Source organism: Citrobacter sp. CFNIH10 (assembly GCF_002934585.1).
Lineage (GTDB): Bacteria > Pseudomonadota > Gammaproteobacteria > Enterobacterales > Enterobacteriaceae > Citrobacter_A > Citrobacter_A amalonaticus.
Genome location: NZ_CP026216.1, coordinates 2,069,997 through 2,083,831, shown reverse-complemented (window position 1 = coordinate 2,083,831; position 13,835 = coordinate 2,069,997). Strand labels below are relative to the sequence as shown.

The 13,835-nt window shown below is 49.1% G+C and carries 10 protein-coding genes and 2 pseudogenes; 5 read left to right on the top strand and 7 right to left on the bottom strand.

Annotated elements, in window-relative coordinates; genetic code table 11:
• Positions 1 to 24: 24 nt before the first annotated feature.
• From C2U53_RS13510 to C2U53_RS13500, 3 genes are read right to left on the bottom strand one after another with little or no spacing between them, the layout of a single operon-like run.
• The gene (locus C2U53_RS13510) at positions 25 to 1,374 is read right to left on the bottom strand and encodes an MFS transporter (RefSeq protein WP_044253848.1); all 1,350 of its coding nucleotides are present in this window, start codon (positions 1,372 to 1,374) and stop codon (positions 25 to 27) included.
• Positions 1,375 to 1,394: 20 nt separating this feature from the next.
• Positions 1,395 to 2,312 carry a hydroxymethylglutaryl-CoA lyase gene (locus tag C2U53_RS13505; RefSeq protein ID WP_044264501.1) on the bottom strand — a complete coding sequence of 306 codons (918 nt, stop codon included), beginning with the start codon at positions 2,310 to 2,312 and terminating at the stop codon, positions 1,395 to 1,397.
• Positions 2,313 to 2,323: 11 nt separating this feature from the next.
• Positions 2,324 to 3,520, bottom strand: a complete 1,197-nt coding sequence (locus tag C2U53_RS13500; protein ID WP_044253842.1) for a CaiB/BaiF CoA-transferase family protein — start codon at positions 3,518 to 3,520, stop codon at positions 2,324 to 2,326.
• 235 nt (positions 3,521 to 3,755) lie between these two features.
• On the opposite strand from C2U53_RS13500, the gene C2U53_RS13495 reads away from it, so the two are divergent.
• Entirely contained in the window at positions 3,756 to 5,669 is a 1,914-nt protein-coding gene (locus C2U53_RS13495; protein ID WP_104446007.1) for a sigma-54-dependent Fis family transcriptional regulator, read from the top strand.
• Positions 5,670 to 5,717: 48 nt separating this feature from the next.
• On the opposite strand, the gene C2U53_RS13490 is transcribed toward C2U53_RS13495, so the two are convergent.
• Positions 5,718 to 6,353 carry an HNH endonuclease gene (locus tag C2U53_RS13490; protein ID WP_046401429.1) on the bottom strand — a complete coding sequence of 212 codons (636 nt, stop codon included), beginning with the start codon at positions 6,351 to 6,353 and terminating at the stop codon, positions 5,718 to 5,720.
• Positions 6,354 to 6,494: 141 nt separating this feature from the next.
• On the opposite strand from C2U53_RS13490, the gene C2U53_RS13485 reads away from it, so the two are divergent.
• The 3 genes and pseudogenes from C2U53_RS13485 to C2U53_RS13475 all read left to right on the top strand — a co-directional run.
• Positions 6,495 to 7,367, top strand: a complete 873-nt coding sequence (locus tag C2U53_RS13485) for a phosphorothioated DNA-binding restriction endonuclease (protein WP_061069586.1) — start codon at positions 6,495 to 6,497, stop codon at positions 7,365 to 7,367.
• Positions 7,368 to 7,562: 195 nt separating this feature from the next.
• A complete protein-coding gene (locus C2U53_RS13480) occupies positions 7,563 to 8,279 on the top strand; it encodes an SLATT domain-containing protein (RefSeq protein WP_052443875.1) in 717 nt (238 codons plus the stop codon).
• Positions 8,280 to 8,487: 208 nt separating this feature from the next.
• A pseudogene (locus C2U53_RS13475) lies at positions 8,488 to 8,673 on the top strand (helix-turn-helix domain-containing protein); the annotation flags it as partial.
• 250 nt (positions 8,674 to 8,923) lie between these two features.
• Here the strand turns inward: C2U53_RS13475 and C2U53_RS13470 are convergent.
• A complete protein-coding gene (locus C2U53_RS13470; protein WP_000427619.1) occupies positions 8,924 to 9,928 on the bottom strand; it encodes an IS110-like element IS5075 family transposase in 1,005 nt (334 codons plus the stop codon).
• A gap of 66 nt (positions 9,929 to 9,994) precedes the next feature.
• Here C2U53_RS13470 and C2U53_RS13465 point away from each other — a divergent pair.
• Positions 9,995 to 10,576, top strand: a pseudogene (locus C2U53_RS13465) (IclR family transcriptional regulator); the annotation flags it as partial.
• A 12-nt stretch (positions 10,577 to 10,588) separates the two neighbouring features.
• Here C2U53_RS13465 and C2U53_RS13460 read toward each other — a convergent pair.
• Both C2U53_RS13460 and C2U53_RS13455 read right to left on the bottom strand, forming a co-directional pair.
• Positions 10,589 to 12,205, bottom strand: coding sequence for a glycoside hydrolase family 43 protein (locus tag C2U53_RS13460; protein ID WP_044264505.1), 1,617 nt, complete (start codon positions 12,203 to 12,205; stop codon positions 10,589 to 10,591).
• Positions 12,206 to 12,215: 10 nt separating this feature from the next.
• Positions 12,216 to 13,595 carry a glycoside-pentoside-hexuronide (GPH):cation symporter gene (locus C2U53_RS13455; protein WP_104446006.1) on the bottom strand — a complete coding sequence of 460 codons (1,380 nt, stop codon included), beginning with the start codon at positions 13,593 to 13,595 and terminating at the stop codon, positions 12,216 to 12,218.
• Between the last annotated feature and the right edge of the window lie 240 nt (positions 13,596 to 13,835).

Below are 13,835 nucleotides of genomic sequence, written 5' to 3'. Positions count from 1 at the left end.
CTTACCCGCACAGTATCCTACGGGTTACCGGTAGTTGACCTTCATATTTTTCGACAACGGTTCAATGACCGTGGAGACCAGAATAAAGCACAGAACACAGAACCCGGTCATCGCCATGAATACCGCATCCCAGTTGTAAGCATCCAGAATAATACCCACGATCAGCGGCATACACATGCCACCCAGTTGCCCGCCCATGTTGATCACGCTGTAAGCGATCGGATAAATGTCTTTATTCGCCCGCCCCATCGCGTAGACCGAGTAAGCCGAATAGCCCAGCGACAGCATCAGCCCCAGCAGGAACAGCATCAGCGACAGAACGATTTTGCTTTCTGGCGCATAAACCAGCGAGTACATGGTGAAGATCGTCGCCCCGGCACTGAGCAACATCAGCGGTTTACGACGCTTGTTCAGCACCCGGTCAGAAAGCACGCCGCCGATAAAGTTGCCCATGACCGTCCCGAGGAACGGCGCCGCCGCCAGTGCGGCAGAACTCGTCAGATCGAATCCGCGTTCGGTGATCAGATACTTGGGCAGCCATGACATCAGCACGCTGACAATCCCCACCATCGAGAAGTATCCCAGCGCGACGCCATAAATATCCCAGCAGCGGAAGACCTGTTTTGAACAGGAGAGTTCTTCAACCTGCTTTGTGCGAATTAGCTTGTCGAGCCAGCAGTAATTGAACTCAGGAACGGCCGGTGCGGCGGCTTCCTGAGTCGTCGCCGGAAGCTGTTCTTCGCGGATGTAAGCGACCTCTTGCTCATTCACGAAGCGGCTCTCTTCCGGCTTATTGCGAACCATCAGATACCAGAAGATCGCCAACAGCAAGCCCGGAATGGCAAAGAAGACAAAGATATAGCGCCATCCCCAGACGGTGATGATCCAGGCGCACAGCGGCGGGACGATCAGTGGACCAAACTTGGATCCTGCCAGAAACAGCCCGGTTGCCGTCCCTTTTTCCTTCGGGGGAAACCACTGGTTGATAGTCACCGTCGAGCCAATAACCACCGGTGACTCACAGACGCCCACCATAAAACGCAGGATCTTCAGCAGGAAAATGTTATTCACCATTCCCATCAACCCCGTAAATACGGAGGTTAATAACATCCCCATCGCAAATGCATTACGCATGCCGAACTTCTTAATCAAGTACCCGGCAGGAATTTGAAAAAACGCATAGCCGGCAAAGAACAGGCTGATTAACAGTCCTGCCATGGTATTTGAGATTTGAAATTCTTCCTGAATAAACGGAATAGCAAAGCCGATATTTGCGCGATCGGCGTTAGCTACGGTGTAGGTTACAAAAATAAAACTCATGACCCACCATCTGTAATGGGTCATCTTCGGCTTCCCGATATTATTATTCATCATGTCTGTTTCCGTATCAGAGGTCAGATTTTTTCGCTGCAAAAATCAAATTCACTGTAGGTTCTGGCTCGCGAAAGACTGCTCAACAACGTCGGTTCAATCGTGCTGCGGATCAGGTTTGCGATATCCAGCAGGTCAGGCAGTGAGATACCGGTATCGAACCCCATTCGGTTAAACATATTCACCGCATCCTCGGTGGCGGCATTACCGGCGGCCCCAGGCGCAAACGGGCACCCGCCCAGTCCACCGACAGCGGTCTCAAAGCGCGTTATGCCCGACTGAACGCCAGCAAACATACAGGCCAGTGCCATACCGTGGGTGTTATGCAGATGCAAACCAATGTCCATTTTGGGGAATTTCTGCTGGATCCCGCGCAGTACAGATAATGTCTGAGTCGGATTGGCGACGCCGATGGTGTCGCACAGGGTTACCGCCGAAATCCCGAGATCATCGGCAAACTTGATCATATCCATCAGCGTTTCACGACTGGTCTCGCCAATAAACGGGCAGCCAAATACCGTCGCCAGCGACAGCGTAATAGTCATATCCGGGAACGTGTGGCGAATTTTATAAAGATCCTCCAGCGACTCGGCATGCGTCCGGTTAATGTTGGCCTTGTTATGCGCCGGACTGACCGAAACCACATAGTTAATATTTTTAATACCGGCCTCACTGGCGAGACTGGCCCCCTTCACGTTCGGTACTAACACTGACGGAATAATATGCGGATGCGTGTTCAGAACATGCTGAATAACCTCACGGGCATCACTCATTTGTGGAATCGCCTTAGGACTAACCATCGAGGTGATTTCCATCGCGCCGATCCCCGACTCGACCAGACGATCGATAATTTTTATTTTTAAATCGGTAGGAATAAACGCTTTGATGTTCTGAAAACCATCTCTTGGCCCGACTTCAGTAATCTGGATAAATGTCGACATGGCAGAACCCCTTACAGAATGCCGGAACGAATAAGCTGCTCAATTTTTTCATCTGAATAGCCCAGACGTTCTTTAAGCACTTCGTAATTATGTTGACCAAGCGTGGGCGCAGGCATTCTGATGGTCGCCTTGTTGTTCGTGAATTTAACCTGATTGCCGGTCATGGTAATTTTCCCGGCGACGGGGTGTTCAATATCGACAAACATTTCGCGGGCACCAGCAATATGCGGATCCTGAGTCACGCGGTCGATGGTATTGATCGGCGCAGAAGGTATACCGGCATCCAGTAGCATCGACACGATGGTGTCGATATCTAAATCGCGGGTCCAGCATTCGATAATGTCTTTCAGCTCGGCGTGATGAGCAACGCGGTCGAGGTTAGATTTAAATTTCTCATCTTCCAGCGCGCTGATTTGCAGAACGTTTTTCAGCAGGCCATATAATTTGTCGTTGCCGCAGGCAATAATGACGTAACCGTCACGCGCCTGGAAAGAGTCATACGGATAAATCGCTTCATAGCGGTTACCAATACGTGTCGGAATACGTCCTGTATTTAGGTAAATAATGTTGATAATTTCCAGCGACGACACCATCGAATCGACCAGCGCAATATCCACTTTTTCGCCAACACCAGTTTTCAGGCGATTGACGTAAGCGGCAAGCACGCCAATAGCGCAACTCATCCCCCCGACCACATCCGCAATAGCAGTCCCGGTGCGCGTAGGCGGCGTATCAGGCCAACCGGTGGTGCTCATCAGTCCGCTCATGGCCTGGCCGATGATGTCGTAACCCGCGCGTTTCGAATACGGGCCGGTATGACCAAAGCCGGAAACGGCGCCGTAAATAATCGCCGGATTCACCTTACGCAAATCCTCATAGCCAAGTCCCAGTTTTTCCATCACACCCGGACGGTAGTTTTCCAGAACCACATCGCTGTCGCGAACTAAATCGAGAAATATCTGCCGACCTTCTTCAGATTTAAGATTCAGCGTCATTCCGCGCTTATTGCGGTTTAAATTCATAAAGTAGGCGCTTTCGCCATTAATTTGCGGCGCGTTGGCCCGTGAATCATCCCCTTTCCCCGGCAATTCGATTTTAATCACATCCGCGCCAAAATCCGCCAGCATCATTCCGCAATAAGGGCCAGCCAGCACCCGGGTTAAATCCAGCACACGAACACCGCTTAATACACCAGACTGTTTGTTCATTCCTTCCCTCACTTTTTAGTAGATAAAGCACAAGGCCGCTTGCCTTATAGATTGTCTAATCCAATATGTGTGCCAGGAATGAATAAATCGGAAGTATTTAATCTAACCAAATGAAACAAATAGATTTATTGCATTTTGCTATTTATCTGAGAGAAAGAAAAATGGCTTTCAATTTTGAAATTCATAACAGTTGTGATATTGGTTTGTGATAACCACAAATTTTCCATGGTGATTTATGTCACATAAAACGTTACCGAATCTGGCCTTAATAACCCCCTATCCGGCACTGGCAGCCGTGGTGACTGAGCAGTGCGCCGGTATTTTTAACTGCCATGTTTTTCACGGAAGCCTGGAAAAAGCCGCGGGGATTGCGCGAAATCTCGACCCTGATTTTTATGACATCATTATCAGCCGTGGCGGTACGGCGGACTATATCGATCGCGTAACCAAAATTCCGGTAGTACGTATTCTCACGTCCGCGCTGGATTTGCTTAAATCGCTCACGCCACTGAAAAAACATCCGCATAAAATCGCCTTTTTCAATTATCAGAACTATTTATCTGACGTAAATCTGGTAGCAACCGCGCTGGACGTGGAAATCGAAGAATTTATCTTCCTGTCGCACGCCGATATGGTCGATAAACTCAAAAAATGCCGTGCACGAAATTTCCAGACGGTGGCAGGAGGATTACCGGTTTCAGACACGGCGGAACACTATGAGATGCACGGGATTCTGATCGAAAATGGTCTGGAATCGGTGAACAGCGCGCTGCGCGAAGCGATGGCAATCGTGGAGACGACCCGCCGCAAGCAACAGGATATGGCGCGACTGGAGATCATTCTCTCCTCAATTACGGAAGGGATCATCGTCACCAACGAAAATAACGAGATCCAGATCTTCAATAAATCCGCCGAGAACATATTTGGCCTGATGGCCTCGCAGGTGATTGGCAAACCGGTGGATACGGTCATTAAAAATACGCGGATTAACCAGGTATTGCTGACAAAATCCCCCGAGATCCGGGAGATTATGGATCTGGACAATACCTCCATCATTACCAGCCGGGTGCCAATATTTCGTGGTACGCAGTGTATTGGGGTGGTGTGTTCGTTTACCGATACGCCGCAAATCCAAAAAGTGGAGCGGATTATTCGCGGCAAGCTGATGAAAAAAGGCTTCACCGCCCGTTACCGTTTTGAGCATATCCTCACGCAAAATAAACACATGGAGTCGGTCATTCATCTGGCAAAAATTTATGCCAATACCCACTCCCCGGTGATGATTTATGGGGAATCCGGCACCGGTAAAGAGCTATTCGCGCAGAGTATTCATAACCAGAGTAAACGCCACCGGGGTCCATTTGTCGCCATTAACTGCGCCGCCATTCCGGAAACCCTGCTGGAAAGCGAACTGTTTGGCTATGAAGGGGGCTCTTTTACCGGCGCGCGGCGCGAAGGAAAAGAAGGTCTGATAGAACTGGCGCACCAGGGAACCTTATTTCTCGATGAAATTGGTGAACTGCCACTGCCTATTCAGAGCCGCCTGTTACGCGTCTTACAGGAATACGAAATTATGCGGGTGGGGGGAAAGGATATTATCCCTGTCGATGTGCGTATTATCGGCGCCACTAACCGATCGCTGGAAAAAATGGCGGAGGAAGGCTCGTTTCGCGGCGATCTCTACTACCGGTTGAACGTCTTACCGCTAATGGTGCCGCCGCTACGGGAAAGAGACGGCGACGTCCGTTTTCTGGCTGAGCACTTCCTCGAAAAATCGGGCTGCGGGCATAAACTGGCGCAGTTCATCGCCCTGTTTTCCACTTACAACTGGCCGGGAAACGTGCGTGAACTGAATTTTATCATTGAACGACTGGCACTATTATCGGCCGGATTTCCGGACGCTTCGCTGTTTGAGATATTAAATCTGACCGGTTTTAACGCGCTTAAATCCTGCAACGCGTCACAGACAAATGGGAGGATCGTCGCGGACCTGAGTAAAGGACAACTGAAAGTCATCATTAAAGATCTCGAGCGACAGATTATTGCGTTCTACATGGATCTTTTTGAACAGGATCAAGAGAAAGTCGCCGCCCATCTGGGGATCAGCAAAATGAGTTTATGGCGAAAATATAATCAGATGGACCGCTAAGGGAGGGCAACGACGCAATGCCGGTCGCCTGCTGAGTCCAATATTATTTCAACTCATTCGTTGCTTTAATTCTTCTGGGGTCAATGGCGGATTATGTCGGTGTAACATCGCATGGCAATTCGGGCAAACTGGTATCAGATCGTCAATGGGATCCAGATGATAATCCTCTTTAATCGCCGAAAGCGGTACCAGATGGTGAATATGGATAAACCCCTTGCCGATTTCGCCGTATACCTTTGACATGTCGAGGCCGCACACCTTGCATTGATAGCCATGATACTCAAGCGCTTTCTGCCGAGCATTGCGATCGCGTTCATAACGATTCACCACCACCTGCGTAGCCGCTCCTTCCACATAGTCGATTTGCGATGTTAGCTCATCGGGGAAAAGGGTATCGCTGACAGTTGCAGCCCCCTTTTCTCCCTGCACGATGTGAAATCCTTGCTCAATCAACAAACGCACGCATTTCGATTTGATACCTCCCGAGAAATCCTGCGGCGTGAATGTTTTCCCGGTCATCAACGTTGCCGCGATCCCCACGATCGCTTTTGAAGGATAGCGGCGGCCATCAAACACTACCTCATAGCGTCGAGCCTCTTTGAAAAGATGAGGGAACCCGTCATCGTAGGCTCGAATGGCTTTAATAATGTATTTCCGTGGCAATCGATCGGGTAATTCATTCATTTGATATGATCCATGTAATCCGGGGCTTTGCTTGTCTCATTGGCAAGACTCCGTGACCCCACCAGTGTATCCCTCCTTCACCGCTTGATCAGGCCGTATTTTGCGAGCATCATCGCAATTATTTCTCGAGTAATGAAATCAATGGGTTCCATTCAGATGCTGCAACAGGCAATTGCCGACATGACGATCTGGCGCAAAGGCGAGCAGCGCGCGCCGCATAAGCCATTACTGCTGTTATACGTACTGGCGGGTTATCAGCAAGGTCATGGGCGTCTGTTTGATTATGCTTCGGAAGTTCGCGATAACCTACGTAGCCTATTGGAGCGATTTGGCCCCCAACGCGCCCAGTACCGACCGGACATGCCCTTCTGGCGTTTACAGGGAGACGGTTTCTGGCAACTGCAAAACGCGGAGCGCTGTTCCACATTTGGCAGTAGCCGACAACCTCCCGCTGGTGAACTGGTTGAATTTAACGTTGCTGGCGGCTTTGATAAGCAACATTACGACCATCTGATAAAAAGTAAGAAACTGATTAATTCACTCGCCCGACAAATCCTCGAAGCCCATTTTACCGAAAGTATTCAGGAAGAACTCGCCGATGAACTGGGATTTGAACTCCAGTTGCTTCGTAAACAGCGCGATCCCCTGTTCCGCCAGCAGGTACTGCGAGCCTACAACTATGAATGCGCCATTTGCGGCTACAACATGCGGCACGACAATACCTCTGTCGCGCTGGAAGCTGCCCATATCAAATGGAAGCAGTACGGTGGTCCTTGCGAAATTCCGAATGGTCTGGCCCTCTGCGCAATCCATCATAAAGCTTTTGATAAGGGATCCATTGGATTAGATGAGAATATGCGAGTACAGGTTTCAGAAGCGGTTAACGGTAGCGGGATCGTCGGCAGGCTGTTTTGGGATTTTCAGGGGAAGATCATTTCTCTACCGCAGGTAAAAGCATACTACCCGCAGGACGAATTCGTGGATTGGCATAGGAGAGAGGTGTTCAGGAGATGATAAAGATCAGGCTTGCTCAGGCAACATTAGAACTTTCAGTAGCCATGACAAAAAATAGGGTATGATACTTTCGTTTAACTAGCGTTAGATTAGGTCAAACTCTTTTATCATATATCTCACAAGTGGTCTTTCTATAAGGCTAACATCATTGAAAAGCACAAAAATTACCCTTTTCACAGCATAGAGTTAATATTTATGAATGAGAAAAAAATCATTGAAATTGCGAATCTGGAAAATGATTGTAAAATTGGCAAGGACAGGCACTTTATTGCTGCCGACAGAAAAAACAAATGGCGAATCTATCTGGGTTTATTTGCCGTCGTAGGCTCCGCTGTAATATCATCTGGAATAGGCAAGAGCATATTAGAATTACTAAATTCTTATCTTCAAATAGAACATTGGGCCTCCTGGGATACGGCTTTGAGTCATATTCTTCCATTATTAGTTGGTATTTCAACTGCAATTATCGGTTTTCTTGGTTTAGAGAAACAAACGGCACAACATCGATATGTCGGCAATGCCTATATTGAAATATCCAGGAAAGCAAGATCTCTTTTAAATGAAATCAATAAAAACAATTATAATGAGAAAATAAAAGAATACGAACCTTTATTAGAAAAATATCTGGAGATAAACAAAGAGGGTGAGTCATGTCCGACGAATAATAGCGACTCATTCAAAGCGATGAGTATGAATGCTTACCGACGCAATGCCATCAAAGGAAAACTAGCCGAGATGGAAAAGGATATTATAAAATTTAGCACCAAGAAAAAACGTACGACATTAAAGCTAAGTACTATTGTAAGTGTGAATATAAAGATAAAAATCGCCTACGTATTATGGTCATTAAAAATCATCAGGAAAAGAGATTATTTACGCTATGTGAAATGCTATCTGACATTATCCTGTTAATCTCATCGTACAACGGGCGATTAAGCCCGTTCTCAATCAAACCGGTGCAGGTCGCCCACACAGAACGATTCATCAACTCAGCGTGCCCTGTAACACCTGCACTTATCCGGCCTGAAACCTGCATCATGCCAGCGTGTCCGGCATTGCTTTTCACCCTCGAAAATAGTACGGTCACACAAGAAGAATTCTTCGTGGACGGTGGAAAATTATGCCAATAATTCAGTCTGTTGAACGTGCTTTGCAGATCCTCGACTTGTTTAATGAACAGGCTACGGAACTCAAAATCACCGAGATAAGCAAACTGATGGGATTGAGCAAAAGTACCCTCCACTCTCTTCTTAAAACGCTTCAGTTGCATGGCTATATCGATCAGAACCCGGAAAACGGAATCTATGGTCACTCCCGTTTTTGCAACACCGATTTTGACGACAAGTTGGCTTGCTTGAATCTATCCGGCGTCTGAATGGGATTTTATTCCCGCGCCTCGATGAGTTCCGCGCCTGATGAACCTCCAGAAAATATACGGCTTCAATGAGCCTTTCCGTTTTACAGGTTCCTCAACAGGCCGGTGGGCCGTTAGTATCATCAATATCAGTATTCGCAAAACCAGATGAATGATTGTTTAAACTGGTGTATTTCTGCCTTTATGCTTCGTAAGTTTGCTGTCGCGCCGTCAGTGCCCAGGCTATTCTGGCCAGCTTGTTTGCCAGAGCACAGGTGACGACAAAGTTGCTTTTCCGACACAACAACTCCCTGACCCAGTCGGCCAACTTGCCAGACTGGTGTTCCAGTTTTTGTATGAATACCCTGGCACACTGAACCAACAAAGTTCGGATCTTTTTGTTGCCCCGCTTGCTAATCCCTAACAATGTCGTCCGACCTCCCGTGCTGTACTGTCGGGGTACCAGCCCTGTTGCCGCCGCAAAGTCACGGCTGCTGGCGTACTGCTTCCCGTCGCCAATCTCAGTTGAAATAGTACTGGCAGTCAGCGTTCCAACGCAGGGAATACTCAGCAAGCGCTGTCCAACCTCATCTTCGTCCAACTTTCGTTTCAACTGAGATTCCAGATCTTTAATCTGCTCAACAAGATAGTGATAATGCTGTTGTAATTTCAGCAGTAACTGGCTGAGATAAAGAGGCAAACTACTGTCCTCAAGAAGGGTACTCAGTCGACTAATAACGGCAGCACCTCGCGGAACGCTGATACCAAATTCCAGCAGAAAAGCATGCATCTGATTAGTTGTTTTCACCTTATCCTGAACCAGGGATTCACGGACACGATGCAGAGCTCGCATTGCCTGCTGAGATTCGGTTCTGGGCTGCACGAAACGCATAGATGGACGTGATGCTGCTTCACAGATAGCTTCAGCATCAACGAAGTCATTTTTGTTGCTTTTAACGAATGGGCGGACAAATTGCGGTGATATCAGCTTTGGAAAATGCCCTAACTCTTCCAGCTTGCGTGCCATAAAGTGAGAACCGCCACAGGCTTCCATCGCGATGGTTGTTGCCGGGCATGTCGCCAGAAATTCGATTAGCTTTGGTCGGGTGAATTTTTTACGGTAAACGGCCTTCCCACGATGATCCTGACAATGAATATGGAAAGAGTTCTTACCCAGATCGATACCAATAAGCGCAATGTTTTCCATGATGGTTCTCCGAATGAAAGCCTGTCCTCAGCATAGTACTGGGAAGGAGGGAGTGACCATCTCATTAAATACCGTCTGGGAATGAAACTGGTCGAGCGTGGCCACTTTGTCGTTGGCACAATGGATATTCGCCAGAAGGCAAAAAGCTGGTTGATCCGGCTCTCGCAGGAAACGGGACAAACCACCCATTTGGGTATTCTGGACGGCAACGAAGGCGTCTATATTGAGAAAATAGAAGGTAAGCAGGCTGCCATCGCTTATTCACGAATTGGTCGCCGCTTGCCTGTTCACGCCACGGCTATCGGTAAGGTATTGCTCGCCTGGCTGGATGAGGAAGAACTTGCTGCGGTGTTGGAGGGGTATCAGTTCAATGGCTTTACCCCCGCCACCCTTACCGATCGCGCCTCACTGCTTGCCGCGCTGAAAGAAACCCGCCATAACCAGTATGCGATGGATAACGAAGAGAATGAGCCCGGCGTGCGCTGCGTCGCGGTACCGGTCTGGAATCATGAATCACGGGTTATCGCAGCCCTTAGCCTCTCCACTCTCACTTCTCGCGTAAACGACGCCGAGTTGGCCGCCTGGCGTCAGAAACTGATGGATGCCGGGCTGGGGCTGTCGATAACGCTGGGCTATCGTCAACCCTGACCCTGTGTCTCGCTAAACTTTCGGTTGATAAGAGAAGGTGGCGAAATCGGCGTAGCAGCCGTCGCCGCTAATATCCTCACAGTGCAAACCAACAAATGCCCCGGTAAAGAAGCCTCTGCCGCCAATATAGTCATCCGACAGTTTCCACGCCTCAAACGTTAGCGGAATGGTCTGCCACTGGTCACCGTCAAATGAATAGCTATAGCGGTATTCCAGATTGTCCACATCCACTCGCAGCCAGACGTTTTCCGCATTCTCCGGCACCAGAATCGGATTATCGTAAAGATGCCAGTGCGCCACGTTGTGATCGAGTTGAATAATCTTCAGCGTTCGTCCGCGCCCCTCTTCCCAGTCCATAAAGCAGTACGTCCAGTTTTTACTGTTGTAGTAACAGGTTAGCCCCGCACTTTGTTGGAAGTAGCGCGGGGAAAAGGCCATCTGCGTTTCAGCACGAAAACAGAAATGCTGCCAACGGCGAGCGACCGTTGACTGGGTAAAGGTGGAGTTCAGCGAATCATTGCCATACAGACGTAAAAATCCAGGTCGGGCGGTCAGCGAGCCAAGCTGGTCATCAAACGGAATACGTAGGGTCTGCAATTCCGGATCGAGCCTTTCACTGTCAAAATCCGTTCGCCACGCTCCCGTTCCAACGCTCGCCTGCTCTGTCATTCGTGGCCCCGGCACCGTCAGCGCCGCGTGTTTGCCCCCTTCAACATAGGGCCAACCGTCACGCCACTCGATACGCGCAATCCCTGTCTCACGCCCGAGCGGACAGTATCCCCGCCCGCCTGCCGCTAATCGCGGAATTCCCGGAAGATGTAACGGACGGCTGGTCAAATACGCCAGATACCATTCGCCGGTATGGGTCTCCAGCAGTGAACCGTGACCACTCTTCTGTAGGGGGTTTTCCGGCAGATGCCAACTGGTCATCATCGTCACATCGGGATGCAGTTCGTACGGCCCATCAATATTTTTTGCCCGCAATACCACCACGGCATGTTCGTAACTGGTTCCCCCTTCCGCCACCATCAGATAGTAGTAGCCCTCGCGACGATAAATATGCGCCCCTTCGGTATAGCCCAATGGAGTACCCGTAAAGAGCGTTGAACGCTGCGGCGAAAGGGTTTGCGTGTCAGCAAAAAACTCCTGCAACACAATGGTGTTATGAGGATTACTGTGATGACGCGGCCCCCACGGGCGATAGATGTAATACTTTCGTCCATCCGCATCATGAAAGAGTGAAGGGTCAAACCCGCCGTTGCCCATTGGCACAGGCGCGCTCCACGGCCCTTCAATAGATGGCGCGGTAACCAGGAAGTTACGGCCATTTTTCCACGGCGAATCAACGATTTTTACGTCGGTATACAGCAACCAGAATTTGCCATCGGCATAGCTCAGGCAAGGTGCCCAGATGCCGCCAGAATCCGGATTGCCTTTCATATCCAGCAGCGCCACGCTGTCGAGCGGAGTACTGACCAGAGACCAGTGTTTCAGGTCGCGAGAATGATAAATCCGCACACCGGGAAACCATTCAAAGGTTGAGGTGGCGATATAGTAATCCTCGCCCACACGACACAGAGACGGGTCCGGGTTGAAGCCGGTCAGGATCGGGTTTTCAATCTGATACATGATTCTCTCCTCAGTTCACTGCCACAGCGGCATCGGCAGGTTTGCTCTCAGGCTGCGCGGTGCGCTGACGTTGCAGCTGCTGGCTGATCTCTTCCACACGCTTGCTGCTCAGTTTGTAGAACGAAAGCAGTGTGAACATACCGACGTAAAGCACGACCGGTACGATGCAGAAGAGGATTTTGATGGTCATCAGGACGTTATCTGGCTGCACGGCGTTGCTTGCCGAGTAGCTGGAGAAGGCAAGGATCCAGCCCACCAGCGCGCCGCCAATGGCCAGACCGATTTTCAGGCTGAAAAGATAGGTAGAGAATACCAGGCCATCAAGGCGACGCCCACTTCGGCTCTCTTCATAATCCACCACATCGGAGGCCATCAACCATTGCAGCGGTGTGGTGGTATTGAAGACGAACAGGAACACAATATTCAGCGCAAATATCAGCGCGATATTGTCCGACGGAATAAAGAAAATACTCAGGCTGATCAGTGAATAAATGCCGATGATCCACTTAAACGACGCCACGCGATCGAATCGGCCAAGCAGACGAGACGAACAAAGAGAACCAAACATCGTCGCCAGGCTGCCATAGAGCAGGAACTGCGTTGCCAGCTCAGGATGGTCCATCACGTATTTGACAAAATAGAGCGTTGCGCCGCCGCGAACCACGTTCGAACCGGTTGCCATCATTTTAAAGGCGCACATAATTCGCCACTGGCTATTCCCCATCAGCAATTTAAGGTCTTTCTTAACCGATGATTCAGGTTGAATCTCGAACGTATAACGCTCTTTCGTTGTAAAGAAACACACGAACAGCAGCACTACGCCACAAATACCCAATACACACATCGCGCCGAAATAGCCGACCTGTTCATCCCCCTGGCCAATAATTTTTACCAACGGCAGGGCAATGCCGCTAATGGCTAATGAACCGGCAGCGGCCAGGAAAAAACGCCACGATTGTAAAGCATGACGCTCTTTTGGATCAGCGGTAATGGCGCCGGGCATGGCACAATAAGGGACATTCACAAAGGTATAAACCAGCGTCAATAAAATATAGGTGACGCAGGCATAAATGATTTTGCCCTGAGCGGAGAAATCAGGCGTATAAAACGTTAATACGCAGACAATACCAAACGGGATCGCTCCCCACAACAAATAGGGACGAAACTGGCCGTAGCGGGTACGCGTTCGGTCAACCATTAATCCCATTAATGGATCGGTTATCGCATCCAGCACGCGTGAAATCAGGAATAATGTGCCCATTACGCCTGCCGACAAACCAAAAACATCGGTATAAAAGTAGGCCAGTAAAAACATCGTGGCCTGCCAGACGAAACCGCAGGCGGTGTCCCCCAGTCCATAACCAATTTTATCTTTCATTGTTAACTGCATTTCTACCTCCAGAGAATATGAGAGAAATACGTTCCGAATGACCGGGACCTACAAAATTAAATATCTGAACGTGAACTTTGTGAGGAATACACCCTTTATCCGTATGCTTACCAGATGATGCTTACGAGGAAGATTGTAGAGAGGGATTCGATGAGACAACAATTGTCATATTTGCTTTAGCGGTTATGTATTTTAACTTCTGTGATAACGATGCACTTTTCAAGAAAATAAAAAAAAGAC